25 protein-coding genes and 1 other RNA gene are annotated in these 24,768 nt (G+C 73.9%); 11 read left to right on the forward strand and 15 right to left on the reverse strand.

Going from position 1 to position 24,768, the window contains the following annotated elements:
* Window positions 1-155 precede the first annotated feature (155 nt).
* Window positions 156-986, forward strand: a complete 831-nt coding sequence (gene ddaH, locus AMK29_RS02275; protein WP_338012725.1) for a dimethylargininase — start codon at window positions 156-158, stop codon at window positions 984-986.
* A 44-nt stretch (window positions 987-1,030) separates the two neighbouring features.
* Here the strand turns inward: ddaH and AMK29_RS02280 are convergent, their stop codons facing one another.
* A complete protein-coding gene (locus AMK29_RS02280) occupies window positions 1,031-2,017 on the reverse strand; it encodes a small ribosomal subunit Rsm22 family protein (RefSeq protein ID WP_073806902.1) in 987 nt (328 codons plus the stop codon).
* 9 nt (window positions 2,018-2,026) lie between these two features.
* Window positions 2,027-3,319: a Bcr/CflA family multidrug efflux MFS transporter gene (locus AMK29_RS02285; RefSeq protein WP_073806903.1), complete on the reverse strand. Its 1,293-nt coding sequence runs from the start codon at window positions 3,317-3,319 to the stop codon at window positions 2,027-2,029.
* Window positions 3,320-3,401: 82 nt separating this feature from the next.
* Here AMK29_RS02285 and AMK29_RS02290 point away from each other — a divergent pair, with 82 nt between their 5' ends.
* A complete protein-coding gene (locus AMK29_RS02290) occupies window positions 3,402-4,403 on the forward strand; it encodes a Gfo/Idh/MocA family protein (RefSeq protein ID WP_073806904.1) in 1,002 nt (333 codons plus the stop codon).
* On the opposite strand, the gene AMK29_RS02295 is transcribed toward AMK29_RS02290, so the two are convergent.
* Window positions 4,390-6,021 carry an alkaline phosphatase D family protein gene (locus AMK29_RS02295; protein WP_073806905.1) on the reverse strand — a complete coding sequence of 544 codons (1,632 nt, stop codon included), beginning with the start codon at window positions 6,019-6,021 and terminating at the stop codon, window positions 4,390-4,392. The two genes, AMK29_RS02290 and AMK29_RS02295, sit on opposite strands and share 14 nt — an antisense overlap.
* Window positions 6,022-6,123: 102 nt before the next feature.
* On the opposite strand from AMK29_RS02295, the gene AMK29_RS02300 reads away from it, so the two are divergent.
* Window positions 6,124-6,900 carry an SDR family oxidoreductase gene (locus AMK29_RS02300; protein ID WP_073806906.1) on the forward strand — a complete coding sequence of 259 codons (777 nt, stop codon included), beginning with the start codon at window positions 6,124-6,126 and terminating at the stop codon, window positions 6,898-6,900.
* Window positions 6,901-6,927: 27 nt separating this feature from the next.
* Here the strand turns inward: AMK29_RS02300 and AMK29_RS02305 are convergent, their stop codons facing one another.
* Entirely contained in the window at window positions 6,928-7,251 is a 324-nt protein-coding gene (locus AMK29_RS02305; protein ID WP_073806907.1) for a nuclear transport factor 2 family protein, read from the reverse strand.
* Between the two features lie 182 nt (window positions 7,252-7,433).
* On the opposite strand from AMK29_RS02305, the gene AMK29_RS02310 reads away from it, so the two are divergent.
* Window positions 7,434-7,874 carry a hypothetical protein gene (locus AMK29_RS02310; RefSeq protein WP_073806908.1) on the forward strand — a complete coding sequence of 147 codons (441 nt, stop codon included), beginning with the start codon at window positions 7,434-7,436 and terminating at the stop codon, window positions 7,872-7,874.
* Window positions 7,875-7,892: 18 nt separating this feature from the next.
* Here the strand turns inward: AMK29_RS02310 and AMK29_RS02315 are convergent, their stop codons facing one another.
* Window positions 7,893-8,354 (reverse strand): VOC family protein, encoded by a 462-nt coding sequence (locus AMK29_RS02315; RefSeq protein WP_073806909.1) that lies wholly within the window; start codon window positions 8,352-8,354, stop codon window positions 7,893-7,895.
* A 233-nt stretch (window positions 8,355-8,587) separates the two neighbouring features.
* Between AMK29_RS02315 and AMK29_RS02320 the strand changes: the two genes are divergently transcribed.
* Complete coding sequence (locus tag AMK29_RS02320) at window positions 8,588-9,121, forward strand: DUF1203 domain-containing protein (RefSeq protein ID WP_073806910.1); 534 nt, start codon at window positions 8,588-8,590, stop codon at window positions 9,119-9,121.
* A gap of 28 nt (window positions 9,122-9,149) precedes the next feature.
* Here the strand turns inward: AMK29_RS02320 and rnpB are convergent.
* Window positions 9,150-9,548, reverse strand: an RNA gene (rnpB, locus tag AMK29_RS02325) — RNase P RNA component class A.
* A 78-nt stretch (window positions 9,549-9,626) separates the two neighbouring features.
* Here rnpB and AMK29_RS02330 point away from each other — a divergent pair.
* A complete protein-coding gene (locus tag AMK29_RS02330) occupies window positions 9,627-10,391 on the forward strand; it encodes a MerR family transcriptional regulator (RefSeq protein WP_073806911.1) in 765 nt (254 codons plus the stop codon).
* Complete coding sequence (locus tag AMK29_RS02335; RefSeq protein ID WP_073806912.1) at window positions 10,388-11,344, forward strand: hypothetical protein; 957 nt, start codon at window positions 10,388-10,390, stop codon at window positions 11,342-11,344. The genes AMK29_RS02330 and AMK29_RS02335 overlap by 4 nt, the downstream gene beginning before the upstream one ends.
* Here AMK29_RS02335 and AMK29_RS02340 read toward each other — a convergent pair.
* A complete protein-coding gene (locus AMK29_RS02340) occupies window positions 11,289-12,785 on the reverse strand; it encodes an RNB domain-containing ribonuclease (RefSeq protein ID WP_073806913.1) in 1,497 nt (498 codons plus the stop codon). The genes AMK29_RS02335 and AMK29_RS02340 overlap by 56 nt on opposite strands.
* Window positions 12,786-12,916: 131 nt before the next feature.
* Between AMK29_RS02340 and yaaA the strand changes: the two genes are divergently transcribed.
* Together yaaA and eda are read left to right on the forward strand one after the other, a co-directional pair.
* Complete coding sequence (yaaA, locus tag AMK29_RS02345; protein WP_073806914.1) at window positions 12,917-13,684, forward strand: peroxide stress protein YaaA; 768 nt, start codon at window positions 12,917-12,919, stop codon at window positions 13,682-13,684.
* Between the two features lie 145 nt (window positions 13,685-13,829).
* Complete coding sequence (gene eda, locus AMK29_RS02350) at window positions 13,830-14,453, forward strand: bifunctional 4-hydroxy-2-oxoglutarate aldolase/2-dehydro-3-deoxy-phosphogluconate aldolase (RefSeq protein ID WP_073806915.1); 624 nt, start codon at window positions 13,830-13,832, stop codon at window positions 14,451-14,453.
* Window positions 14,454-14,518: 65 nt separating this feature from the next.
* Here eda and AMK29_RS02355 read toward each other — a convergent pair whose 3' ends face one another.
* The 5 genes from AMK29_RS02355 to AMK29_RS02375 form a co-directional block, all read right to left on the reverse strand.
* Window positions 14,519-15,325 (reverse strand): GNAT family N-acetyltransferase, encoded by an 807-nt coding sequence (locus AMK29_RS02355; protein ID WP_073806916.1) that lies wholly within the window; start codon window positions 15,323-15,325, stop codon window positions 14,519-14,521.
* Window positions 15,326-15,467: 142 nt separating this feature from the next.
* Window positions 15,468-17,036, reverse strand: coding sequence for a bifunctional RNase H/acid phosphatase (locus tag AMK29_RS02360; protein WP_073806917.1), 1,569 nt, complete (start codon window positions 17,034-17,036; stop codon window positions 15,468-15,470).
* Window positions 17,036-17,779 carry a zinc ribbon domain-containing protein gene (locus tag AMK29_RS02365; RefSeq protein ID WP_198942180.1) on the reverse strand — a complete coding sequence of 248 codons (744 nt, stop codon included), beginning with the start codon at window positions 17,777-17,779 and terminating at the stop codon, window positions 17,036-17,038. The genes AMK29_RS02360 and AMK29_RS02365 overlap by 1 nt, the downstream gene beginning before the upstream one ends.
* Complete coding sequence (locus tag AMK29_RS02370; RefSeq protein WP_073806918.1) at window positions 17,776-18,594, reverse strand: Nif3-like dinuclear metal center hexameric protein; 819 nt, start codon at window positions 18,592-18,594, stop codon at window positions 17,776-17,778. The genes AMK29_RS02365 and AMK29_RS02370 overlap by 4 nt, the downstream gene beginning before the upstream one ends.
* A gap of 172 nt (window positions 18,595-18,766) precedes the next feature.
* The gene (locus AMK29_RS02375) at window positions 18,767-19,798 is read right to left on the reverse strand and encodes an ABC transporter substrate-binding protein (RefSeq protein WP_073806919.1); all 1,032 of its coding nucleotides are present in this window, start codon (window positions 19,796-19,798) and stop codon (window positions 18,767-18,769) included.
* Window positions 19,799-20,025: 227 nt separating this feature from the next.
* On the opposite strand from AMK29_RS02375, the gene AMK29_RS02380 reads away from it, so the two are divergent.
* Both AMK29_RS02380 and AMK29_RS37570 read left to right on the forward strand, forming a co-directional pair.
* Window positions 20,026-21,198, forward strand: a complete 1,173-nt coding sequence (locus tag AMK29_RS02380) for a hypothetical protein (protein ID WP_198942169.1) — start codon at window positions 20,026-20,028, stop codon at window positions 21,196-21,198.
* A gap of 48 nt (window positions 21,199-21,246) precedes the next feature.
* On the forward strand, window positions 21,247-21,375 hold the full coding sequence (locus AMK29_RS37570; RefSeq protein ID WP_260461980.1) for a hypothetical protein: 129 nt from the start codon (window positions 21,247-21,249) through the stop codon (window positions 21,373-21,375).
* 188 nt (window positions 21,376-21,563) lie between these two features.
* On the opposite strand, the gene AMK29_RS02385 is transcribed toward AMK29_RS37570, so the two are convergent.
* The 3 genes from AMK29_RS02385 to AMK29_RS02395 form a co-directional block, all read right to left on the reverse strand.
* On the reverse strand, window positions 21,564-22,505 hold the full coding sequence (locus AMK29_RS02385) for a 3-oxoacyl-ACP reductase (RefSeq protein ID WP_073806921.1): 942 nt from the start codon (window positions 22,503-22,505) through the stop codon (window positions 21,564-21,566).
* A gap of 20 nt (window positions 22,506-22,525) precedes the next feature.
* The gene (locus tag AMK29_RS02390; RefSeq protein ID WP_073806922.1) at window positions 22,526-23,602 is read right to left on the reverse strand and encodes a Zn-dependent alcohol dehydrogenase; all 1,077 of its coding nucleotides are present in this window, start codon (window positions 23,600-23,602) and stop codon (window positions 22,526-22,528) included.
* A 93-nt stretch (window positions 23,603-23,695) separates the two neighbouring features.
* Complete coding sequence (locus AMK29_RS02395; RefSeq protein ID WP_073806923.1) at window positions 23,696-24,550, reverse strand: MaoC/PaaZ C-terminal domain-containing protein; 855 nt, start codon at window positions 24,548-24,550, stop codon at window positions 23,696-23,698.
* Window positions 24,551-24,768: the final 218 nt, after the last annotated feature.

Below are 24,768 nucleotides of genomic sequence, written 5' to 3' on the forward strand. Positions count from 1 at the left end.
GCGCCCAATCTAACAGCCAGCGAGACGTCACGTCTCGTCTGAGGTGGCTGATTCCGAACCACCCGAACGGTCCACAGCGTGCGGGGCTCCGAAGGCGGACCATGGGGTCCACCGTTCTTCGGTTCTTCCGCCCACCCGTCCGTGAGGAGCCCTCATTGCGCCCCACTCCGCGCTCGTCCTCGCCCCGCCGTTACCTGATGTGCCCACCCGCGCACTTCACGGTGACGTACTCCATCAACCCGTGGATGGACCCCACGAAACCGGTCGACCTGCCGCTCGCCCTCGCCCAGTGGGAGGACCTGCGCGACCGCTACCGCGCGCTCGGCCACACCGTCGAGCTGCTCACCCCCGACCCGGCGCTGCCGGACATGGTCTTCGCGGCGAACGGCGCCACAGTCGTCGAGGGCCGGGTCCTCGGCGCGCGGTTCGCCCACGCGGAGCGCGCGGCCGAGGCCGAGGCGCACCTGGCCTGGTTCCGCGGGAACGGCTGGGCGGACGAGGACGTGCGGGCCCCGGAGCACGTGAACGAGGGCGAGGGCGACTTCGCCGTCACCGCCTCCTGGATCCTCGCCGGGCGCGGTTTCCGCTCCAGCCCGCTCTCCCACGACGAGGCGCAGGAGTTCTTCGGCCGCCCGGTGATCGGCCTCGAACTGGTGGACCCGCGCTACTACCACCTGGACACCGCGCTGTGCGTCCTGGACGACGCCGGCGACGAGGTCATGTACTACCCGGACGCCTTCTCGCCCGGCAGCCGTCGCGTCCTCGCCCGGCTCTTCCCCGACGCCCTGATCGCGACGGCCGAGGACGCGGCGGCCCTCGGTCTGAACGCGGTGAGCGACGGGCGTCACGTGCTGCTGCCGCAGGCGGCGGTGGGTCTCTACGAGCCGCTGCGCCGTCGCGGCTTCGAGCCGATCGGCATGGACCTGGGCGAGCTCCTCAAGGGCGGCGGCAGCGTGAAGTGCTGCACCCAGGAGCTGCGGCCCTAGGCCGGGTCCGGAAAGTACCTCCGCCAGCCTGGAAAGGACCGCCGTCAGGCCTGAGCGTCCGCCGGCGGCCAGGAGTCGCCCCACTCGGCGTCGCGGGCCTGCTTGTACAGGGGCCCGTGGCGCTTGGTGACCGTCTCGCGGGCGAGCCCGTCGGGTCCGCAGAGGTCGAGGAGGACCAGACCCTTGCGGATCTGCGGCCGGCGGGTGACGCGGGAGACCGCCGGGGTCGCCGGCTCCCTGGTCGCCGCCACGTAGCTGTACTTCTCGTCCTCGTACGGCAGCGAGCCGCCCTTCACCTGCCGGTGCAGCGAGGAGCGGCTCACCCGGGCCGAGAAGTGGCACCAGTCCGTGCCCGGCGCGATCGGGCAGGCCCCGCTGTGGGGGCAGGGCGCGGCGACGGTGAACCCGGCGTCGATCAGGAGGGTGCGGGCGGCGATGATCCGCTCGTAGCCGTCGGGGGTGCCGGGCTCCACGATCACCACCGTCCGCGCGGCGCGCGCCGCCTCGGTCACGAGGGCCGCCCGGTCGGCCTCGGTGAGCTCCTTGAGCACGTACGAGACGGTGACGAGGTCGGTGTCCGCGAGCCGCAGCGCGCCGCCGATCCTGGCCGTGCGCCACTCGGCGTCCAGGGTCCCGCCGGCGAGCTCGCGTCCGAGCGCGAGGGCCGGCTCGGCCCAGTCGAGGACCAGGGTGCGGGGCGGCCGCTCCTCCCAGGCCTCGGCGACGGCCCAGCTCGCCGCGCCCGTACCGCCGCCGACGTCGGTGTGGGTACGCGGCTCCCAGTCGGGCGCGGCCTCGCGCAGGGCGCCGAGGGCGCCCCGTACCGCCTCGAAGGTCGCCGGCATCCGGTACGCGGCGTACGCGGCGACGTCGGAGCGGTCGCGCAGCACGGGGGCGTCCGTCGGGGTGGTGCCCCGGTAGTTGGCGATCAGCCGCTCGACGGCCTGCGCGGCCCGGGTGGGCGGCAGCCCGTCGAGGAGCCCGGCGAGGGCGGCGCGCAGCGAGTCGGCGGAGGGGAGCGAGGCGTTCACCGAGACAGTCTAGGCCGCCGTACGCCGGGCCCCTTCGGCTCCCGGGGCGGCCTGCCACGGGCGGCACAGACCGAGGAAGCAGGCGACGGCGAGGACGGCGCAGGAGAGCTGGACGACCGCCATGGGAACGGCCGTGTGCTCGCCCGCCATGCCGACGAGCGGGGAGGCGACGGCGCCGACGAGGAACGACGTGGTGCCGAGGAGCGCGGAGGCCGACCCGGCGGCGTGCGGGGTGCGCATCAGAGCCTGGGCGTTGGTGTTCGGCATGGCGAGGCCCATCGCGGACATGAGGACGAACAGTCCGGCGGCGACGGGCACGAGCCCGACCTCGCCGAAGACACCGCTGGTCATGAGGAGCAGCGCGAGCGACGCGAGGACGATGGTGCCGAGGCCCCAGCCGAGCGCCTTGTCGAGGCTGACGCGGCCGACGAGCAGCTTGCCGTTGATCTGGCCGACGGCGACGAGGCCGATCGAGTTGAGCCCGAAGAGCAGGCTGAAGGTCTGCGGCGAGGCGCCGTAGATCTCCTGGACGACGAACGGGGAGGCCGAGATGTACGCGAAGAGGGCCGCGAAGGCGAGCCCGCCGGTCAGCATGTAGCCGGCGAAGACCCGGTCGGCCAGCAGGCCCCGCATGGTCCGCAGGGCCTGGCCGACCCCGCCCTCGTGGCGCCGCTCGGGGGGCAGCGTCTCGTCGAGGAAGCGCCAGACGACGACGGTGAGGAGGACGCCGATCACGGTCAGGACGTGGAAGACGCCCCGCCAGTCGGTGATCCGCAGGATCTGGCCGCCGATGAGGGGCGCGATGATCGGGGCGACGCCGGAGATCAGCATCAGGGTGGAGAAGAAGCGGGCCATCTCCACGCCGTCGTAGAGGTCACGGACGACGGCGCGGGCGATGACGATGCCGGCGGCGCCCGCGAGTCCCTGGAGCAGCCGGAAGCCGATGAGCAGTTCGGCGGTGGGCGCGAGCGCGCAGACGGCGGTGGCGAGGGCGTACACGATCATGCCGATGAGCAGGGGGCGGCGGCGGCCCCACCGGTCGCTCATGGGGCCGACGACGAGCTGGCCGAGGGCCATGCCGGCGAGGCAGGCGGTGAGGGTGAGCTGGATGGTGGCCGCGGGGGCGTGCAGGGCGCCGGTGACCTCCGGCAGCGCCGGCAGGTACATGTCCATGGAGAGCGGCGGCAGGGCGGTCAGTCCGCCCAGGACGAGGGTGACCAGCAGCCCGGTCCGCCGGGCGGCCTCGCCGGGGGCGGTTTCGGTTATGTGTTCTTGTGTTGTTTTCTGGCCGCTTTCCGGCATCGACCGCTCCATTTCGTTGAAACCTTGCCTATGCTCTCAGCTCGACCGGCATGGTCGAGGCCTCTCTTGATGGGTGGGGAACATGAGCGAGAAGGTGCGCTGGGGAATCCTGGCGACCGGCGGCATAGCGGAGCGGTTCACGACGGACCTGCTGACGCTCGACGGCGCGGAGGTGGTCGCGGTGGCCTCCCGGACGGAGGCGTCGGCGAAGGCCTTCGCCGACCGGTTCGGGATCCCGAGGGCGTACGGGGACTGGGCAGGGCTCTTCGCCGACGAGGACGTCGACGTGGTGTACGTGGCGACGCCGCACCACGCGCACCGGGAGGCGGCCGGCCGCGCCCTGGAGGCGGGCAAGGCGGTCCTCTGCGAGAAGGCTCTCACCCTCAACGCCCGCGAGGCGGAGGAGCTGGTCACCAGCGCCCGGGACCGTGGCCTCTTCCTCATGGAGGCCATGTGGATGTACTGCAACCCGCTCGTCCGGCGGCTCGTGGAGCTGGTCCGCGGCGGGGTGATCGGTGAGATCAGGTCCGTCCAGGCGGACTTCGGGCTCGTCGGCCCGTTCACGGCGGACCACCGGCTGCGGGACCCCGCGGTGGGCGGCGGGGCGCTGCTCGACCTGGGCGTGTACCCCGTGTCGTTCGCGCAGCTGCTCCTGGGCGAGCCGGACACCGTCCAGGCCCACGCGCTGCTCTCGCCGGAGGGCGTCGACCTCAACACGGGCATGCTGCTCGGCTGGGACACGGGGGCGTCGGCGCTGCTGTCCTGCTCGCTGGTCGCGGACACCCCGCTGACCGCGTCCGTGACGGGCACGCTCGGCCGGATCGAGCTGCCGCGCGGCTTCTTCTTCCCCGAACGGTTCACCCTGTACCGCGACGGCCGGGACCCGGAGGAGTTCGTCAACGAGGACGACCCCCACTCCCTCCGGCACGAGGCCGCCGAGGTCATGCGCTGCCTGCGGGCGGGCGGCACCGAGTCCCCGCTCGTCCCCCTCGACGGCTCGCTCGCCGTGATGCGGACGCTCGACGCGGTACGGGACCGCATCGGCGTCCGCTATCCGCAGGAGGCGCTGGTCACGCCGGCGTGAGACCCGGGTTGCCCGCCTCCGTGACGAAGGAGGCGGCCGTGGTGACGGGGGCGCCCGGGGTCGTCACGTACGGCACCGTACGGAAGTCGGCCCGGGCGGCCTCGGCGCCGAGGGCGACGGTCACGTAGCCGCGGCGGCCGTTGAAGAACCGCAGGTGCGGGTTGGCCTGCATGAGCTTGTCGTAGGTGGCGGGCCGGTCGGCGCCGTCCTTGCCGCTGGCGATCGAGGTCGCGACGATCTCGGTGCCGACGGTCCGGGAGGCCGGGTCGCGGAAGTCGGCCTTGAGGTCGAGGCCGTAGCCGACGTGGACGTCGCCGGTGAGCACCATCAGGTTCTCGACCCCGGCGGCCTCCGCGCCCGCGAGGAGCCGCCGCCGGGAGGCCGGGTAGCCGTCCCAGGAGTCCATGGAGAGCTTGAAGTCCGCGGTGGGCCGGTCCCGGCGCTCGGCGAACACGACCTGCTGCGGCAGGACGTTCCAGCGGGCCCGGGAGGCCCCCCAGCCGTCGAGCAGCCACCGCTCCTGGGCGGCGCCCGTCATCGTCCGCGCCGGGTTCTCGGACTCCGGTCCCGGGACCTGCCAGCCGTCCCCGTACGCCTGGTCGGAGCGGTACTGGCGGGTGTCGAGGATGTCGAACTGGGCCAGGCTCCCGAAGCGCAGCCGCCGGTAGAGCCGCATGTCGGGGCCCTCGGGCCGCTGGGGCGCGCGGAGCGGCTGGTGTTCCCAGTAGGCGCGGTAGGCGGCGGCGCGGCGGAGCAGGAACTCCTCCGGCGGGACGCCGTTCTCGGGGGTGCCGCCCGCGTAGTTGTTCTCGGTCTCGTGGTCGTCCCAGGTGACGACGAACGGGTGGGCGGCGTGCGCGGCCCGCAGATCGGGGTCCGACTTGTAGAGGCCGTAGCGCAGCCGGTAGTCCTCCAGGGTGATCGTCTCGCGGGCGAAGACGGCCGGGAGGGTGCGGTCGGTGTAGGCGCGGGCGCCGCCGGTGGCGTTCACGGCGTACTCGTACAGGTAGTCGCCGAGGTGGAAGACGACGTCGACGTCCTCGTCCGCGAGATGGCGGTACGCCGTGAAGTACCCGTCGTGGTAGGCCTGGCAGGAGACGGCGGCGAGCTTCAGGGCGGAGGGGCGGGCCCAGGGCGCGGGCGCGGTGCGGGTGCGCCCGACGGGGCTGGTCCAGGCGCCGACGCGGAAGCGGTAGAAGAACTCGCGGCCGGCGTCGAGGTGCTCCACCTCGACGTGGACGGTGTGGCTGAACTCCGGGTGCGCGGTGGCCCGGCCGCGCCGCACGGTCCGGGTGAAGCGCTCGTCCCGGGCGAGCTCCCAGTGGACGGAGACCCGCTCGGCCGGCAGCCCGCCACCCGGCTCGAACGGCCGGGGCGCGAGCCGTGTCCAGAGGAGGACGGACCCGGGCAGGGGGTCGCCGGATGCCACCCCCAGGGTGAACGGGTCCTCGGTGAGGCGCCTGCCGTCGAACTCGGCGGCGGCCGCGGCCCCGGCCGCGGGGAGCTGGGTGGCGAAGGCGAGGGCCGCGGCGGCCCCGGTGACGGTGAGGAACCTCCGGCGGCCGAAGTGCCGTGCGGCGGCGCGGAGTTCCTCGCTGTGATCTTCTATGTGAGCCATGTGCCCCTCCCCAGACGGATGCTGTCCGTCCGTCATTCGAGGGGGGCCCGACGACCTCACGTTGTCGGGTACAGAACATCCACGTGTCGGAACGATGAGTTCATGGGGCACGCGTCTCGCGTACGCTGCGCGCCCATGAGCATCGCAGTGGTGACGGGAGCGGGGTCGGGCATCGGCCGGAGCGTGGCACTGGCCCTCGCGGCGGCCGGCTGGTCGGTGGCCCTGGCGGGGCGCCGGGCGGAGGCCCTGGAGGAGACGGCGGCGGCCGCGGCCTCCCCGGACGTGCTGTGCGTCCCGACGGACGTCACCTCCGCCGAGCAGGTGACGGCCCTCTTCACCGCGGTGCGGGACCGCTACGGCCGGGTCGATCTGCTCTTCAACAACGCCGGTACGTTCGCGGGCGGCGGCGTCCCCGTCGAGGACCTGGACCCGGCGACCTGGCGCGCGGTCGTCGACGTCAACCTGACCGGCGCGTTCCTCTGCGCCCAGGCCGCCTTCCGGACCATGAAGGAGCAGGACCCGCAGGGCGGCCGGATCATCAACAACGGCTCGATCTCCGCCCACGTACCGCGCCCGCACTCGATCGCGTACACGGCGACGAAGCACGCGATGACGGGCCTGACGAAGTCGCTGTCGCTCGACGGGCGCCCGTACCGGATCGCCTGCGGCCAGCTCGACATCGGCAACGCGGCGACGGAGATGACGGCCCGCATGCAGACCGGCATCCTCCAGGCCGACGGGCGGCTGGCGCCGGAACCGGTGATGGACGCGGCGGACGTGGCGGCGACGGTCGTGCACATGGCATCCCTGCCGCTGGAGGCGAACGTGCAGTTCGCGACGGTGATGGCGACGGGGATGCCGTACATCGGGAGGGGCTGACCCGTCCGGGGCCGGCCCCTCGTCCGGTCAGACCTGGCTGGTCTCGAAGCGGGCGATCTTCCCGCCCTCGACGGTGAAGCGCCAGCGGGTCCGCATCTCGCCCCAGGTGTCGTTGCGGTAGCGGGCGACGAGGTCGCGCCCGTCACCCTTCTCGGACTCGATCTCCATGTGCCCGCGCGAGGAGAAGACCTCCTTCTCCGTCCACGCGGCCAGGTCTCGGTCGGACCCGTCGTCGGACATCGTCGCGCCGGGCGCGAGGGCCTCCCGGAAGGCGTCCTCGTCGTTGGCGTTGAGGGCCGTGACGAAGGCACGCACGGCGGGGTCGGTGAGCTGATGCACGGAGATCGTCATGCCCCCACCCGTACACCGGACCGGCGCGCACCCCCGGCCGGGCGCGCGGAACTGTCACCTCTCCGACGACTTCTCAGCTCCACCCGGCCTATGAGCTGCGTGTTCACCGGCCCGGAACGGAGCCGTCCGGGCCATGGTCGGACGACTCCCGCTTCCCACCCGCATCCCACCCAGGAGGAGCGATGCCGAACGCCGGCAAGGTCGTCAAGCTGTACGTGAAGGGGGCCCCGGTCGGGGTCGAGGACGGAGCCCTGGTCGGCTTCGTCGCCGAGTCCGACCGGGCCAGGTCGCCGGAGTGGCTGATCACCCGCGAGGCGGACGGCTTCCGTCTCACCGCGAAGGGCACGGAGGAGACCGTCGCCTCGGACGGCACCGAGCGCGCCCCGGTGGCCGTCCGCCGCGACGACTCCCCCGCCTCCGTCTGGCGCCTCCAGCGCGCCGACGCCGACGGCGCCACGACGATCACCTCACTGGCCGACCTGCGGAGCGGCACGTACACGATCGACCAGAACGGGCTGGCCCTCGGCCGCGACCTGTTCGAGGACCGGTCCTCGCTCCCCAAGCGCGTCTTCGTCCGCACGGACGACCGCGACCCCCAGTGGACGATCGAGGTCCTCGACTGACCCCGGAAGGGGTCGCGGTCAGTCCAGGCAGAACTCGTTGCCCTCGGGGTCGGCCATCACGATGAAGCCGGTGCTCATCGGAGGCTCCGGCTCGAAGCGGCGCAGCCGCTTCGCCCCCAGGCCGAGAAGCCGGTCGCACTCGGCCTCGAGGGCCGCCATCCGCTCCTCCCCCTCCAGGCCGGGGGCCGCGCGGACGTCGAGATGCACGCGGTTCTTGGCGACCTTGTCCTCGGGCACCTGCTGGAAGAACACCCGCGGACCTTCGCCCTCCGGGTCCTCGATGGCCGACCGCGTGTTCCGCTGGTCCTCGGGGACGCCGATCCGCGCGAGGAAGTCGTCCCACGCGGCCAGCGGGTCGGCGCCCTCGGGCAGCTCCACCCCCGGCGGCCCGGGGTGGACATAGCCCAGGACATCGCGCCAGAACGACGACAGGGTCCGGGGGTCGTGGGCGTCGAAGGTGACCTGGAAGTGGCGGCTCATCGTGCTGCTCCTTCTCGTAGCGGTATCCGCGTCCTCGGACCACCCTGACATCCCCCACTGACAGCGGCGCCGCGACGACCGGGCGTCCGGGACGACTCCCTACGGCTGCCCGCACACGGAAGGCGACGGTCCCCGTGGTCGCCCGCACACGGAGGAACGCGGCGCCGGCCGGCCCCCAGCGCCGCGTCCGAATGCCGCCAGCGGTACGGCTCCGCCCACGCAACCCTGACCGTATGAGCACCCCCACCACCTACGCCCCCCGCGCCGTGGAGCCGTCCGCCCTCGCCGAGCTGCGCGTCACGGACGACGCCGGACGCGCCTGCGTGCCCTACACCGCCACCGCCGCCGACGCCGGAGACCCGCTCCGCTGCTGTCTGCGCCCCTCCGCCCCCGGCGAGCGGATCGCACTCGTCTCGTACGCGCCGCTGCGGCGCTGGGCCGCGGAGACGGGGGCGGAACCGGGCGCGTACGACGAGCAGGGCACCGTCTTCATCCACGCCGAACCCTGCGACGGCCCCGCTCCCTCGGAGACGTACCCCTTCACCCGCCCCGGCGCACTCCGCACCCTCCGCCGCTACGACCCGGCCGGCCGCATCGTCGGCGGCCGCCTCCTGCGACTCCCGGAGACCCCCGCCGAAGCCCTGGACGAAGCCATCACGGAGGCCTTCGCCGACCCCGCCGTGGCCCTGGTCCATGTGCGGGCCGTGGAGTACGGCTGCTTCCACTTCGAGATCAGGAGAAAGGCCCCCGACCAGGCGCGAACCTGATCGGGGGCCCATTCCTCACGGGGGCCGGCAGACGAGCCGGGCTGTACGCCGGGTTCTGTGCCCCGGGACCTCGCGGTCGTCGGGGCGACGGCCATCCATCTAGGACCGGCGTTGCCGCCGGCCTCCTGCGGTCTACCCGCGGACTCGGGCGAGCAGCCCTCGAACATCCGCGCAGGGACACCGGGGTGTCCCCTCTTGACCTTGCTCCGAGTGGGGTTTACCTAGCCGCCTGAGTCACCTCAGGCGCTGGTGGTCTCTTACACCACCGTTTCACCCTTACCGAGGACCGAGGTCCCCGGCGGTCTGTTTTCTGTGGCACTGTCCCGCGGGTCACCCCGGGTGGCCGTTAGCCACCACCCTGCTCTGTGGAGCCCGGACGTTCCTCGGGAAGATCCGAGGATCTCCACGCGGCCGTCCGCCCGGCTCGTCTGCCGTGCCGACCATGCTACCCGCCGCAACGGAGCGCGCTTGACCTTGTCGCAGCGTCAGGGTTTCTACTGGGCGCATGCGTATCGGCGAGATCGCCGCCCTGGTCGGGGTCACCCCCCGGGCCGTGCGGCACTACCACCAGTCGGGCCTGCTGCCCGAGCCCGTGCGGCGGGCCAACGGGTACCGGGAGTACGGCGTCCGGGACGCCGTCCTGCTCGCCCGGATCCGCCGGCTCACCGAGCTGGGCCTCGGGCTCGACGAGGTACGGGACGTGCTCGCGGACGACGAGGGGCGGGGGCTCGTGGAGGTGCTGGAGGAGCTGGCGGAGGACCTGGCGCGCCAGGAGGCGGTGATCCGGGCGCGGCGGGAGCGCCTCGCCCCGCTCCTGGACGAGGCGCGGGCCGGGCGGCTGCCCGCCGAGGGGCCCGTGTCACCGGAGCTCGCCGCCCTCCTCGCCGGCCTGGGCGAGCTGCCCGAGTCCCCCATGGCGGCGAAGGACCGGGAGATCCTGGCACTGCTCGACGTCGTCGTACCCGAGGCGGAGCGGGCCCGGCTGATGGACCTGATGCGGGACACCGCGGAGCACGCGCCCGTGCTGTACCCGCTGCTCGACGCGCTCGCCGGAGCGGACCCGGACGACCCGCGGGTCACCGAGGCCGCCCGGGTGCTCGCCGACTGCCTGCCCGACGAGCTGGGGGTGGAGATCCCGGGCGCCGACTCGGGAGGCCACCCGGACGGCTCCCTCGCCGACACCTTCTTCGCGGATCTCGCCCCGGCCCAGTCGGCGGCCGTCCGCCTGGCGATCCGCCTCGTCAGGGACCGACGGGAGCAGAGCCGATGACGACCCACCTCGACGACGGCCGTCCCTCGGGGACGGAACGGTCCGGCGGCCACCTGGCGGAGACGGAGGCGCCGGGCAGCCGCCCTCCCGGAGCGCCGCCGCCCGGTGCCGTCCGGTCCCGCACCGTTCGGCTCCTTCGTCCCCTCGCCTACGTCGTGCTCCCCGCCGAGGTCGTCCTCGCCGTCCTGCTCGTGGGCGGGGTGCGGATACCCGGGCCCGTGTGGGCCGTCGCCGAGCTCCTCGCCGTCGTGCTCCTGCTCGCCGAAGGGGTCTCCTATCTGCGGCTGCGCCGCCGCGGGCTCTCCCGGCGGGCGGCCGTGGCCGAGCTGGTGCCCGGGCCCGTGCTGCGGATCATGGGGCACGAGCTGCGGATCATGACCAGCCTGGTGCGGTGGGCGGCCCGGCGGCCGCAGGGGGTGGACGGCGCGGACGCGGTGTTCCCGCACGCGCGGGACCAGGCGGCGCTGATGTACGGCTTCGCGTTCGTGTGCCTGGTCGAGACGGTCGGCATGTCGTACCTGCTCGCCGACTGGCCCCTCGTCCACGCCGTCGTCCTGGTCCTGGACGTGTACACCGTGCTCTTCGTCCTCGGGCTGCACGCCGCCGCCGTGACCCGTCCGCACACCCTCACCGGGAACGTCCTGCGGCTGCGCCAGGCCGCGCACGTCGACGTGCGCGTCCCCGTCGACCTGATCGCGTCCGTCCGTCACGAGCTGCTGTTCACGCACGAGAAGGCCGAGGGCGAGCTCGACCTCGCCGTCGGCTCCCAGACCTCCGTCACGATCGAGCTGAGCGAGCCCGTGGACGTACCCCGGCTGCTCGGCGCGCCCCGGCCCGTACGGGTCCTCCGGGTGCACGCCGACGACCCGCGCGCCCTGCTCGACCGGCTCCGGCGGCTCACGCGGGAGCGAACAGCACCTTCGCCGCCCCAGGGTCCGCCTCCGTCAGTCTGACCCGCAGCCACTCCCCCAGCGGCAGCCGGGTCGCGCCGCCCTCGATCCGGGCGACGACCGCGGGGTCGTCCAGGTGGACGGTGCCGACGGACGGCTCGCGCTCCTTCACGTCGATCACGTACGCGTCGAAGACCTCGCCGACCCGCTCCCGCATCAGGGCCGCCTCGACGATGTCGACGCTCTCGCGCTCGACGGCGTTGGCGCGGCGCGAGCCCGCGGCCATCTCGTCGGGGAGGGCGGGCAGGGCGGCCCGTACCCACTCGGGCGGTTCGTCGCCCGCGACCGCCGCCACGCACAGCTCGCCCGCGTAACGGTCCACGAGCCGCCGCAGCGGCGCGGTGCAGTGGGTGTACTCGTCGGCGACGGCGGCGTGCACGGCGGGCGTGGGGACGTGCCCGTCGGTGAAGACGGTGTACCCGGCGCCGCGCAGCAGGGTGGTGCACTCCTGGAGGAAGGCGGCGTGGCGCGGGTTCGTCGGGTCGGCGGCGCGGACGACGTCCGCGTACGAGACGTGGTGCGGCCAGGGGACGCCGAGGGCCTCCGCGGAGCGGCGCAGGCGGGCGACGGCGCCGTCGGGGGCGGTGGGGAGGGTGCGCAGGATGCCGGTGCCGGCGGCGGTCATGAGGTCGGCGGCGGCCATGCCGGTGAGGAGGGAGATCTGCGCGTTCCAGCCGTCGGCGGGGAGCGGGGCCCGGTAGGCGAGGGAGTAGGTGGGGTCGTGGGGGTCGGATGGAACGTCCGTGTGGTCGGGGCCGCGCTCGCCGCGCGGGCTCTGCTCGACGATCTCCTGCTCGGGGACGTTGAGGGAGATTCCGCCGCGCTCGGCTTCGAGGGCCTCGCGGAGCCGGCCGATCTCACGGAGCAGGGCCAGCGGCTCCTCGGCCGTGCCGCTGTCGATCTGCCGCTGCACGCCCGCGTAGTCGAGTTTGGCGCGGCTGCGGACGAGGGCGCGGCGGACGTCGGTGGCGACGCGGCGCCCCTCGGCGTCGAGGTCGATCCGCCACAGCAGGGCGGGGCGGGGTTCACCGGGGAGGAGGCTGGCGGCGCCCTCGGACAGGACGGCGGGGTGGAGCGGGATCCGGCCGTCGGGGAAGTAGAGGGTGAGGGCGCGCCGGTGGGCCTCGGCGTCGAGGGCGGAGCCGGGGGTGACGAAGGCGGCGACGTCGGCGATGGCGTAGTGGACGCGGTAGCCGCCGTCGGCCCGGCGGGCCAGGTGCATGGCCTGGTCGAGGTCGGTGGAGGTGGGCGGGTCGACGGTGAAGAACGGCAGGTCGGTGGCGTCGTGCGCGGGGAGCCGGGGGGCCTTGGCGGCGGCCTCGGCCTCGGCGAGGACGGCGGGCGGGAAGCCCTCGGGGATCGCGAGCTCGGTACGGAGTGCGCGCAGGGCGGCCCGCAGCGGAGCCTCGGCTGCGCCGGTCACGTGAATGTGGCGGCGGGGCATGGACCGAGCGTAGGGCGGGGTTCCGGGTGCGGCACCCTGAACGGCCGTACGGCGGGGAAGGGGCGCCGCGCTTTGTAGTCTTGACGGCCGGGGCCGCACCCCCGATCCCGTACGGACGAAGGAGAACCACCGTGCTCGTGCTGTTGCCGCCCTCCGAGGGCAAGGCCTCCTCGGGGCGCGGGGCGCCGCTCAAGCCGGAGTCGCTGTCCCTGCCGGGGCTCGCGGGGGCGCGGGCGGCGGTCCTGGACGAGCTGGTCGAGCTGTGCGCGGCCGACGAGGAGAAGGCGCGGGAGGTCCTCGGTCTGAGCGAGGGCCTGCGGGGTGAGGTCGCCAAGAACGTGGAGCTGCGGACGGCGGGCGCGCGCCCGGCCGGCGAGATCTACACGGGCGTCCTGTACGACGCGCTGGGTCTGGCGACGCTGGACGCGACGGCCAGGAAGCGCGCGGGGCGGTCGCTGCTGGTGTTCTCGGGGCTGTGGGGCGCGGTCCGGGTGACGGACCGGATTCCGTCGTACCGCTGCTCGATGGGGGTCAAGCTGCCGGGGCTCGGCGCGCTGGGCGCGCACTGGCGCGGCGCGATGGCGTCCGTCCTCCCGGAGGCGGCCGGGGACGGTCTGGTCCTGGACCTGCGGTCGTCGGCGTACGCGTCGGCCTGGAAGCCGAAGGGTGAGGTGGCGGCGCGGACGGCGACCGTACGGGTGCTGCACGCGCCGACCCGGAAGGTGGTCAGTCACTTCAACAAGGCGACGAAGGGGCGGATCGTGCGGAGCCTCCTGGAGGCGGGCGCGGCCCCGCGCTCGCCGGAGGAGCTGGTGGTGACGCTGCGGGACCTGGGGTACGTGGTGGAGGAGGCCGGGAAGGCGGGGGCGCTGGACGTGCTGGTGGACGAGATCCACTAGGCCGTGGCCGGGAAGTAGCTCCTGGCACGCGACGCCTGGCACGCGCTCGCCGCGTGACCGTCACGCGGCGGCCGACGGGCCCCACGCTGTTGCGCATGCTGCAACGCTCGTTGCGGGTGATGCCTCACCCCGGCAGGATGAGGCCATGACGAGCGTGTTCGATCTTGCCCCGGGAACCCCCGTCGTTCCGGTCGTCGTGATCGAGGACGCCGCCGACGCCGTGCCCCTGGCGCGTGCTCTCGTGGCCGGCGGGCTGCCGCTGATCGAGGTCACCCTGCGTACCCCGGCCGCGCTCGACGCCGTCCGCGCCATCGCGGCCGAGGTGCCGGACGCGGTCGTCGGCGCGGGGACGGTCGTCTCGGCGGCCGGGGTCGCGGACGCGGTCGGCGCCGGGGCCCGGTTCCTCGTCAGCCCCGGGTGGACCGGGCGGCTGCTCGGCGCGATGCGCGAGTCGGGCGTGCCGTTCCTGCCGGGGGTGTCGACGGCCTCGGAGGTCGTGGCCCTGCTCGAACAGGGCGTGGACGCCATGAAGTTCTTCCCGGCCGAGGCGGCGGGGGGCGTCCCGTACCTGAAGTCCCTGGCGGGACCGCTCCCCCGGGCACGGTTCTGCCCGACCGGCGGCGTCTCCCTCGCCTCCGCCCCCTCCTATCTGACCCTGCCGAACGTCGGCTGCGTCGGCGGTACGTGGATGCTTCCGCCCGACGCCCTCGCGGCCCGCGACTGGGGCCGGGTCGAGACCCTCGCCCGGGAGGCCGCGGGGCTGCGCTGACGCGGGCGTCCCCTCGATTCCCCGTCCCTGTCCCCTGTCCCCCGGCCCCCTGACGGCCTGCGTGATCAGGCGGGCGCGGACTCGAACTCCACCCCGAGGTGATCCGTCACCGGGCGGTAGCCGAGGCGCTGGTAGAGGGCGTTGCTCGTGGGGTTGGCCAGGTCGGTGAAGAGCAGGACGTGGTCGGCGCCGGCGTCCAGGGCGGCCCGGCCGGCGGCCGCGGTGACTCCCGCCGCGTGGCCCCTGCCACGGTCGGCGGGCGGCGTGTAGACGAGGTGGACGCGAGCCTGGCCCTCGATCACGCGGGAGACGGCCGCCATCGCGACCGGACGGCCGTCGGGGGTCTCCCAGAGCAGCAGCCGCCCCTCGGAGATCCGCTCGGTGACCGGCGCCGTGAAGTCCTGCTCCGGGTCCTCCCCGATGTCCCGCGCGAACGCGCGCGCCCAGGCGGCCGCGAGCGGGATGTCCGCCCCGCCGGCGACCCGGGCCCGGCCCTCGGGGGCGGGGTCCGGCGGGGTCGGCTCGCCGAGCCGGAAGAGCCGCATCCGGACGACGGGCGTCCAGGGGCGGCCCGAGGCCTCCGCGTACGCCTCCACCGCCGCCGTCTCGCCGCGCAGCTCGGTCGGCTCCGTGCCCGCCGGGAAGACGAGGGCGCGGGCGGCGTCGACGGTCATCGCCCCGAACGCGGGCACGCGGGGCGGCGACTCGGCGAACACGCCCGTGACACGGCCGTCGGGCTCGGCCCACCAGCCGAGCCGGTCGGCCCGGTCCATGAGCGTCAGCACGGCGGTGTTGCGGGTGGGCTCGGCGGCGAGGTGATCCGCCGCGGCGGTACGGAACGCGGTGGCGTCCTCGGTGAAGTGCCAGGTCATGACGGGATGGTGGTACGGGGCCTGGGCGTCCCGCCACCCCTTTGCCGGCGTCGGGGGCCCAGGCGCAAGGTTCTCGGCACTCGGGCGCTCGGGCGCTCAGGGACTCACGTCCCAGGTCGTCAGGCGCTCAGGTCCGCAGGCCTCAGGCCCTCAGGTGCGAGGTGTCGTTGAGGAGCCGCACGGAGGCGTTGCCGTCGGCGTAGTAGGCCACGGCGGAGATCGACGCGGCCGACAGCTCCATCCGGAACAGCGACTCCGGCGGGGCGCCGAGGGCCAGCCGGACCAGGGTCTTGATCGGCGTGACATGGGTGACGAGGAGCACGGTACGGCCCGCGTGGGCGGCGGTCAGCCGGTCCCGGGTCGCGGCGACCCGGCGGGCGACGGCCGCGAAGCTCTCGCCGCCGCCGGTGGGCGCGGCCTTCGGGGAGGCGAGCCAGGCGTCGAGGTCCTCCGGGTGGCGCTCCCTGACCTCGGCGAAGGTCAGCCCCTCCCACGCACCGAAGTCCGTCTCGCGCAGGCCCTGTTCGATCCGCACGTCGAGGCCGAGGCGAGCGGCGACGGCGGCGGCGGTCTGCCGGCAGCGGGTCAGCGGGGAGCTGATGATCTCCTGGACGGTGCCGCGCGCGGCGAGCGCCTCGGCGACGGCCCGGGCCTGCCGCAGCCCGGCCTCCGACAGCTCGGGGTCGGTGCCGCCGCTTCCCGAGAACCGCTTCTCGGGCGTGAGCGCGGTCTCGCCGTGCCGCAGCAGCACGAACGTGGCGGGCGCCCCCATGTCAGGCCCCCCGGACCAGCCCTGGCGGGGGGCGGGCGCGGGGGCGGCGGCCTGCGGCGACGCGGAGGGGAGGACCGTATCGGCCCCCGGGGCCTGCGGCGGCGGGACGACCGTGCCGGACGTCGAAGCCTGCGGCGACGCGGGCGAGGCTACCCCGGACCCCGAGGCCCGCGGCGGCACCGCAGAGACGGCCGACTCGGACCCCGAGGCCTGCTGCGACGCCGACGCGACTGCCGACTCGGACCCCGAGGCGGAGTCGCCGAACAGTGCGGTGTCACCGAACAGAGCGGGCACGTCGTCGCCGGTGGCCGGCGCTGTCCGGCCCGTCGCGGCGCCGTCCGCGCCGGACCCCGTGGCCGTGGTCGTACCCGTGAGGCCCGCGAGTGCCGCGCGGGCGCGGGCCGCGCCCGCTGCCGCGTCTCCGGGCGGGCCCGACGGGGGCGGGGCGGCGGCGTTGCGGGCGGCGGAGGCGTCCAGGGCGGCCGTCGAGGCGGACGGCTCCCACTGCCGGCCGCGCTTGCCCGCGTCCATCGCCTCGTTCGCGAGCCGGTCCGCGTGCTTGTTGCGCTCGCGCGGGATCCACTCGTAGCGGACCCGGCCCGCCGGGAAGACCCGGCCGGCCTCGGCGGCGAGCGGCTTCATGTCGGGGTGCTTGATCTTCCAGCGGCCGGACATCTGCTCGACGACCAGCTTGGAGTCCATGCGGACGTGGACGGTGGCGTCGGGGAACAGTTCCCTGGCCACCTTGAGGCCCGCCACGAGGCCCTTGTACTCGGCGACGTTGTTGGTCGCCACGCCGATGTACTCGGCCGCCTCCGCGAGCGTCTCGCCCGTGACGGGGTCCAGGACGACCGCCCCGTAGCCGGCGGGGCCCGGGTTGCCCCGGGAGCCCCCGTCGGCCTCGACGATCAGCTCTCGCGAAGACGGAGGGACGGACATTACAGGCCGGACTCCGACGTGCGGACGAGGATGCGGCGGCAGTTCTCGCAGCGGACGACCGTGTCGGGGGCGGCGGCACGGACCTCGTTGAGCTCGGTGATGTTGAGCTCGATGTGGCAGCCCTCGCACTTGCGCTGGTAGAGCCGGGCCGCGCCGACGCCGCCCTGCTGCTCGCGCAGCTTCTCGTACAGCTTGAGGAGGTCGGCCGGGACGGAGCCCGCGACGAGCTCGCGCTCCTTCGCCACGGACGCCTCCTCGGCGTCCAGCTGCCCCTCGGCGGCGTCGCGCCGGGCGGTGGCGTCGTCGGTCTTGGCCTGGACGGCGGAGACCCGCTCGGTCAGCTCGGCAAGGCGCTCCTGGATGGACTCGCGGCGCTCCATGACCTCGAGGACGATCTCCTCAAGGTCGCCCTGCCGCTTGGCGAGGGAGACGATCTCGCGCTGGAGGTTCTCCAGGTCCTTCGGGGAGGACACGGCGCCGGAGTCGAGGCGCTGCTGGTCGCGCGCGGCCCGCTGGCGGACCTGGTCGACGTCCTGCTCGGCCTTGGTCTGCTCACGGCCGCAGTCGCTCTCCTCGGTCTGCGCGGCGACGAGCAGGTCGCGCAGCTGGGTGAGGTCCTTGGTCAGCGACTCGATCTCGGCGTGCTCGGGCAGCGACCGGCGCTTGTGCGCGAGCTGCTGGAGGCGGACGTCCAGGCCCTGGACGTCGAGGAGGCGGATCTGGTCGGCGGGCGCGGCGTTCAGTTGGGGGCTCCAGGGGAGGTGTGATGGGAGGACCAGGGGTCGGTGACCGTCTTCGAGACGTGGACGCGGAGGTCCCAGCCGTGGCGGTCGGAGATCTCGTCGAGCTGGGTGGCGGCCTGCTGGCACCAGGGCCACTCGGTGGCCCAGTGCGCGGCGTCGACCAGGCCCAGCGGAGAGTGCTGGGTGGCCTCGGAGACGGGGTGGTGGCGCAGGTCGGCGGTGAGGAAGGCGTCCACGCCTGCGGCCCGTACGGCGTCGAAGAGGCTGTCGCCGGAGCCGCCGCTGACGGCGACGCGGCGGACGGTCATGCCGGGGTCGCCGGCCACCCGGATGCCCTGCGCGGTGGCGGGCAGCCGCTTCGCGGCGCGCGCGGCGAACTCGGCGAGGGTCTCGGGGTGGTCGAGCTCGCAGATCCGGCCGAGGTTGTTCTCGGGGACGAGGGGGCCGGTGATCCGCAGGTCGAGGGCGCCGGCGAGGGCGTCGGAGACGCCGGGGTCGGCGGTGTCGGCGTTGGTGTGCGCGACGTGGAGGGCGATGTCGTGCTTGATGAGGCCGTGCACGACGCGGCCCTTGAAGTGGCCGGCCGCGACCGTGGTCGTACCGCGCAGGTAGAGCGGGTGGTGGGTGACGATCAGGTCGGCGCCGAGGGCGATCGCCTCGTCGGCGATCTCCTGGACGGGGTCGACGGCGAAGAGCACGCGGGTGACCTGGGCGTCGGGGTCGCCGCAGACGGTGCCGACGGCGTCCCACGACTCGGCCCGCTCGGGTGGCCAGAGGGCGTCGAGCGCGGCGGTGACTTCAGACAGACGGGGCACGGGGAAAGGCTACCTGGCTTCTTTTCGCGCCTGGACCGGCAGCGCCCTCGCGGGGGGGGGCGGCGGCCCGCCGTCGGAGCCGGTCGACGGCGGGTCGCGGTGACCGGACGGAGCGAAGCCCTGGCGTCGCTTCCGGCGCCAGGGCTTCTGCCACCCCGGGTGGCGGGTCCTGCTACTTGACGAGGTCGGCGCGCAGGTCGTCGAGGACGCTGTTCGCGGCGGTCACGCCGAGGCCGAGGTACCAGGTCTCGTCCGGGACGTCCTTCGCCCGGCCGGCCTTGACCGCCGTGAGGTTCTTCCAGAGCGGGTTGGCCTGGGCGGTGTCCTTCTTGGTGGCCTTGGCGTCGCCGTACACGCCGGTGAAGATCCAGTCGGCGTCCGCCTGGTCGATCTTCTCCGGGCTGATCTCGGCGGCGAGTTCGTCGATCCGCTGGTTCGCGGGCCGGGGCAGGCCGGCGTCCTCGAGGATGGTGCCGATGAAGGACGCCTTGGCGTAGAGGCGGATCTTGCCGGGGAGGTAGCGGACCATGGAGATGGTCGGCTTGTCCGGTCCGATGTCCGTGCCGAGCTGCTTCGCCTTGGTCTCGTACGCGGCGAGCTTGGCCTTCGCCTCGGCGGTCCTGTCGAGCGCGGCGGCGTTGAGGAGGTAGTTCTCCTTCCAGGTGAAGCCCGGGCGGATGGAGAACACGGTCGGCGCGATCTTCGACAGTTCGTCGTACTTGTCGGCGGCGCGCAGCTGGCTGCCGAGGATCAGGTCGGGCTGGAGGTTGGCGATGGCCTCCAGGTTGAGGTTGTTGATGGTGCCGACGGACTTCGGGGTGCCGGCGTCCTTCTTGAGGTAGCCGGGGATGCCGTCGTCGCCCTCGGAGGGGGCGTAGCCGACGGGCTGGATGCCGAGCGAGACGACGTTGTCGAGCTCGCCGACGTCGAGGACGACGACCCGCTTGGGGGCGGACTTCAGCTCGGTGGTGCCGAGGGCGTGGGTCAGGGTGCGGGGGAACTGGCCCGCCTTCGCGTCCGTCCCCATGGCCGCGGTCTTGGCGGCCGCGTCGCCGAAGTCCTTGCCGCCGGTGGCGACGTCCTTCTTCTTGCCCGTGTCCTTCGCGGAGGCGTCGGATCCTCCGTCGCCTCCTCCGCAGGCCGCGAGCGAGAGCGAGGCGGCGAGGGCGACGACGGCGGCGGTGCCGCGGCGGCGGAGGGACATGAGAAGGCTCCTGTACGTGTCCTGGCGGGGATACGGGCGCGACCGTCCGGAGCCACAGGCTCCGTTTAGGTTCGCCTTACCTTACTCATCACGGGAAACTCCAGCACAACCACCCCCGGCCCCTCAGGCGAATCGCCTCACGGCCACCCTTATGTGTGAAGTGACCTGGCTCGTGTTGTCCGGCTGGAAGTGCGAAAACTAGCTTCGTGGCCGGAGGTGACGAGTCGATGACAGCGTGTGCCATCGAGACGGCGGCCGAGGACGACGACCGCGAGGGGAACCGGGGCGGGGAGCGCCCCGGGAGCGCTGCCTGGCCGACGGGGTTCACGATCACGGCGAACGGCGCGTACGCGGCCAGGCTCGCGGGCGCCGGGGACGCCCTGTACGTGGAGCGGTGGACCCTCGACGGCCCGGAGCCGTACGCCGTACCGCTCCCCCTCGCCCAGCCGGAGGAGCCGGGCACCCAGCTGGTGCCCCTCGCGGACGGCCGGGTCCTCGTCGCCCGCCGCGTGGACGGGCGGCGGAACACGTTCTCGCTGCTCTACCCCACGGGCCCGGCCACCGGCGAGTTCCAGCTCGGCGCGGTGGAGGCCCCGGGCTCCGAGCACCTGGTCCTGTTGCCGCCCTCGCCGGACGGCATCTGCGCGTACGCCATGTGCGTCGGCCCGGACACGACCACGCTGTGGCTGGTCGCGGGCGGCGCCTTCGGTCCCGAGCAGGTGGCGGAGGTCAAGGGCCGCTGTACGGGCGGGGTGTGGCTCGACCGTACGGGCCGGATACTCGCGCTCGACCGGCGGCTCGGCGACGGGCCGGTGAAGGCCGTCACCGTCGACCTGGAGCGCGGCGGCGAGGTGACGCCCCTGCTCCAGATCACCGAGGACAGCAACGACCGGCTGCTCCTCGCGGACCCGGACAGCGGGCTCCTCCTGATCCGCTCCGACGCGCCGTCCCCGGGGCACGACCGGCTCGGCTGGGGCGTGCTCGGCAGTCTCCTTCCGGTGCGTTTCCCCGAGTGCCTGCGGCTCGACGACGCGGCGGTGACGCCGTTCGCCGTGCAGCCGGGGCAGGTGCTGATGCCGGAGGGCTGCGGGGTGGCGCTGCGGATCGACGCGGCGGGCGGCAGCTGGGTCGGGATCTGGCAGCCCTCGGCCCGGCGGATGAGCCATGTGGCCGCCCCCGCGGGCTGGCTGGCCGGTGCGGGCCTGTGGACGGCCGGCGGCGTGCTGCGGCTGCCGTACGTGACGGCCGGGGCGCCGTGCGGGCTCGCGGACCTGGAGGCGCCGCCGGAGCCGGAGCCCGTGCCGGTGACGGTCGCGGCGGCGGTCGTCGAAGAGCCCCGGGTGTGCCGTCCGGTGCCGCTCCAGCAGGCGCCTCTCACCGACCGCAGACCCGCTGGTTAGAATCTCGGGCTGCACAGCAGGACCGATGTCAACGGGGTGAGTTCGACCATGTCGGAGAACAGCACGCACGGGCAGGAGCCGAACGGTTCCGGCAAGCACCGCGGTGAGGCCGCGCCGGTGGAGGACTCCGCGTCCTCCCCGCACGGCCGCCACCGTCGCGAGCCCGACGCGCAGTGACCGAGCAGTCCAGCGAGTCCGAGGGCCCCGGGGTATCCCCGGGGCCCTCGGCCTTTCCCCACCGCGGACCGTCGTCGGACGGCCGGTCCTGACCCCCCTTTCCCCGCCCCTCTCACCCGCTTTCAGTCCCTCTCAGCCCTTCCTGAGACCCTCCTCAGCCTCTCCCAAGCCCTTCGGGTGAGCCCGTCTCAGCCCTTCCTGAGCCCCAGTACCTCCGTCGCCGCGAAGGTCTCGCCCGCCGGGCGGTCGGCGTAGTACGGGGTGAGCAGGCCGTCCAGTTCCTCGTACGTGAACGCCTCCTTGGCCGTGTCGAACTTGGCCGACACCCGGGGCCGGTCCACGACCGCCACCATCCCGCCGTGCACGACGAGCAGCTGGCCGTTGACCCCGGCCGCCGCCGGCGAGGCCAGGTAGCCGACGAGCGGCGCCACGTGGTCCGGGGACAGGGGATCCAGCTCCCCGTCCCCCGGCTCGCCGAAGCCCGCGAAGACGTCCTCCGTCATCCGGGTCCTGGCCCTCGGGCAGATCGCGTTGGCCGTCACCCCGTAGCGGGCGAGCGCCAGCGCCGTCGAGGTGGTCAGGCCCACGATGCCTCCCTTGGCCGCCGCGTAGTTGGGCTGGCCGGCCGACCCGGCGAGGAAGGCCTCGGAGGAGGTGTTGACGATGCGGCCGTAGACGCCGCTCTCCCCGGCCTTGGCCCGGCCCCGCCAGTGCGCGGCGGCGAAGTGGGTGGTGTTGAAGTGGCCCTTGAGGTGGACCCGTACGACCGAGTCCCACTCGTCCTCGCTCATCGAGAAGACCATCCGGTCGCGCAGGATGCCCGCGTTGTTGACCAGGACGTCCAGTCTGCCGAACTCGGCCACCGCCAGGTCGATCAGGGCCCGGGCGGTCTCGAAGTCGGAGACGTCGCCGAGGTGCGCGACCGCGCGGCCGCCCGCCGCGCGGATCTCCGCGGCGACCTCCTCGGCGGGGGCGGCGGAGGCCGCGCCCGAGCCGTCGCGGCCGGGCTGCCCGTAGTCGTTGACGACGACGGCCGCGCCGAGCCGGGCGAGTTCCAGGGCCTCGGCGCGGCCGAGGCCCCGCCCGGCGCCGGTGACGATCGCGCTCAGCCCTTCCAGGGGCAGTGACATCGCGGGGATCCTCTCCGGTCTCAGATCTCGATGCAGGTGCGGAGGGCGGCGCCCGTACGCATCTGCTCCAGGGCCTCGTTGACGCCCGCGAGCGGCACCCGGTGGGTGATGAGCGACTCCAGGTCGATGCGGCCCGCCCGCCAGAGCGCGATGGCCCGCTCGTACGAACGGAGCACGTCCCCGCCGCCGTACATGGACGGCAGGATCCGCTTCTCGTCGAAGAACAGCTCGAACATGCTGAGCTGGAGGTGGTCGTCGAGGGCGCCCGCGCCGACGACGCAGAGGGTGCCGCCGCGCCGGGTCGTCTCGTACGCGGTGCGTGCGGTGGCGGACTTGCCGACGACCTCGAAGACGTAGTCGAAGCCCTCCCCGCCGGTGATGCGCTGCTTGGCATCGGCGAGCGCGTCGGGGGCGACGGCCTCGGTGGCACCGAAGCGGAGCGCCGCCTCGCGCCGCGACCCGACGGGGTCGACGGCCACGATCTGGGCGGCGCCCTGGAGCCTCGCGCCCTGGATCGCGGAGATCCCGACGCCTCCGCAGCCGATGACGGCGACCGACGAACCGGCCTCCACCTTGGCCGTGTTGATGGCGGCGCCGAGGCCGGTGGTGACACCGCAGCCGATGAGGGCGGCGATCTCGAAGGGCACGTCGTCGGGTATCGGGACGGCGCAGCCGGCGTCGACGACGACCTCCTCGGTGAAGGTGCCGGTGCCGGCGAAGCCGAAGACGTCACCGCCGGGGCGCCTGAAGTTGGGCGTGCCGGCGTTCATGAAGCCGGCCAGGCACAGCTGTGTCTGGCCGCGCCTGCAGGCGGGACAGCTGCCGCAGGCGGGCAGCCAGCAGAGCAGGACCCGCTGCCCCTGGTCGAGTCCGGTGACGCCGTCGCCGACGTCGAGGATCTCGCCGGCGCCCTCGTGGCCGGGGACGAAGGGGGCGGGCTGCGGGAGGACGCCGCTCATCGCGGAGACGTCGGAGTGGCAGAGGCCGGTGGCCCTGACCCGGATCCGCACCTTGCCGGGCCCGAAGCCCACGGCCTCGACGTCGTCGAGGACTTCGAGTTTGTCCTGGCCGATCTCGTGCAGTACGGCTGCGCGCATGGTGCGGCTCCTTCCGGGACGGATCTGACGGATCTACGAGTGCCGGGGTGGATCTCCGAGTACCGGAACGAATCTCCGAGTGCCGGGATGGATCTAGGAGTGGACGACGAGGGTGTCGGCGAGGACCGGGGCGTCGTCGCGCTCCACGGCCGTCACCGTCGCCTGGACGCGGCCGTCCCCGGCCCACATCCGGATGCGCAGGGTCTCACCGGGGAAGACGACCCCGGCGAAGCGGGTGCGGTACGCGTGGACCCGGGTGACGTCACCGCCGAGCACCGTGTCCACCACCGCCTTGAGGGTCATGCCGTACGAGCACAGCCCGTGCAGGATCGGCCTGTCGAAGCCGGCCAACTTGGCGAACTCGGGGTCGGCGTGGAGCGGGTTCCAGTCCCCGGAGAGCCGGTAGAGCAGGGCCTGCTCCTCACGGACCGGGCGTTCGACGGTGACGTCGGGCGCGCGCTCGGGCAGGGCGAGGCGCTCGGAGGGCCCCCGGTCGCCGCCCCAGCCTCCCTCACCGCGTACGAAGATCTCGGCGTCGCTGGTCCAGAGCGGGCCGTCCTCGTCGGCGGCCTCGGAGCGCAGGACGAGGACGGCGGCCTTGCCCTTGTCGTACACGGCGGCGACGCGTGAGGTGGAGACGGCGCGGCCGGCGACGGGGACGGGCCGGTGGAGCGTGATCGACTGGCCGCCGTGCAGGACGGCGGCGAGGTCGATGTCGATGCCGGGGGCGGAGAGCCCGCCGACGACCCCCATGCCGGCTCCGGCGACGGTGGCGAAGCTGGGCAGGACGTGAAGACGCGATTCGAGGGTGTAGCGGAGCTCGTCGGGGTCGGTCGCCGGGGTGCCGGCGCCCAGGCCCAGGTGGTAGAGCTGGACGTCCTTGTGGTCCCAGGAGATCTCGGCGCTGCGGGGTTCGGCGGCGACGGCCTTGGCGGGGTCGATCGGCATCGGGCTGCTGCTCCTCGTGGCGTGGAAGACCTCGGCGCGGCCGTCCGCACCGTCGGCCGCACCGAGGCCGTGCGGGGACCGTCCCGTACGCGCCCGTTCTAGAACGCGTTCTAGGTCGGTGGTCCCCATGTATAGCCCAGCCCATCGCGCTTGGGAACCCTCCTGACGTCACGTCAGAAACGGTGTCGGCGCGTCTGCGCGCGCGGGTCGCGGCCCCA

The organism is Streptomyces sp. CB02261 (assembly GCF_001905665.1).
Lineage (GTDB): Bacteria > Actinomycetota > Actinomycetes > Streptomycetales > Streptomycetaceae > Streptomyces.

Bases quoted from the DNA above. Each gene is read 5' to 3' on its own strand.
- AMK29_RS02315 (WP_073806909.1), bottom strand. From the start codon at position 8,354: ATGAGCCGCCACTTCCAGGTCACCTTCGACGCCCACGACCCCCGGACC.
- AMK29_RS02310 (WP_073806908.1), top strand. From the start codon at position 7,434: ATGCCGAACGCCGGCAAGGTCGTCAAGCTGTACGTGAAGGGGGCCCCG.
- AMK29_RS02360 (WP_073806917.1), bottom strand. From the start codon at position 17,036: ATGTCCGTCCCTCCGTCTTCGCGAGAGCTGATCGTCGAGGCCGACGGG.
- AMK29_RS02375 (WP_073806919.1), bottom strand. From the start codon at position 19,798: ATGTCCCTCCGCCGCCGCGGCACCGCCGCCGTCGTCGCCCTCGCCGCC.
- AMK29_RS02355 (WP_073806916.1), bottom strand. From the start codon at position 15,325: ATGACCTGGCACTTCACCGAGGACGCCACCGCGTTCCGTACCGCCGCG.
- AMK29_RS02380 (WP_198942169.1), top strand. From the start codon at position 20,026: ATGACAGCGTGTGCCATCGAGACGGCGGCCGAGGACGACGACCGCGAG.
- AMK29_RS02390 (WP_073806922.1), bottom strand. From the start codon at position 23,602: ATGCGCGCAGCCGTACTGCACGAGATCGGCCAGGACAAACTCGAAGTC.
- AMK29_RS02395 (WP_073806923.1), bottom strand. From the start codon at position 24,550: ATGCCGATCGACCCCGCCAAGGCCGTCGCCGCCGAACCCCGCAGCGCC.
- AMK29_RS02290 (WP_073806904.1), top strand. From the start codon at position 3,402: ATGAGCGAGAAGGTGCGCTGGGGAATCCTGGCGACCGGCGGCATAGCG.
- AMK29_RS02335 (WP_073806912.1), top strand. From the start codon at position 10,388: ATGACGACCCACCTCGACGACGGCCGTCCCTCGGGGACGGAACGGTCC.
- eda (WP_073806915.1), top strand. From the start codon at position 13,830: ATGACGAGCGTGTTCGATCTTGCCCCGGGAACCCCCGTCGTTCCGGTC.
- AMK29_RS02340 (WP_073806913.1), bottom strand. From the start codon at position 12,785: ATGCCCCGCCGCCACATTCACGTGACCGGCGCAGCCGAGGCTCCGCTG.
- AMK29_RS02320 (WP_073806910.1), top strand. From the start codon at position 8,588: ATGAGCACCCCCACCACCTACGCCCCCCGCGCCGTGGAGCCGTCCGCC.
- AMK29_RS02385 (WP_073806921.1), bottom strand. From the start codon at position 22,505: ATGTCACTGCCCCTGGAAGGGCTGAGCGCGATCGTCACCGGCGCCGGG.
- AMK29_RS02285 (WP_073806903.1), bottom strand. From the start codon at position 3,319: ATGCCGGAAAGCGGCCAGAAAACAACACAAGAACACATAACCGAAACC.
- AMK29_RS02300 (WP_073806906.1), top strand. From the start codon at position 6,124: ATGGGGCACGCGTCTCGCGTACGCTGCGCGCCCATGAGCATCGCAGTG.
- AMK29_RS37570 (WP_260461980.1), top strand. From the start codon at position 21,247: ATGTCGGAGAACAGCACGCACGGGCAGGAGCCGAACGGTTCCGGCAAG.
- AMK29_RS02305 (WP_073806907.1), bottom strand. From the start codon at position 7,251: ATGACGATCTCCGTGCATCAGCTCACCGACCCCGCCGTGCGTGCCTTC.
- AMK29_RS02330 (WP_073806911.1), top strand. From the start codon at position 9,627: ATGCGTATCGGCGAGATCGCCGCCCTGGTCGGGGTCACCCCCCGGGCC.
- AMK29_RS02295 (WP_073806905.1), bottom strand. From the start codon at position 6,021: ATGGCTCACATAGAAGATCACAGCGAGGAACTCCGCGCCGCCGCACGG.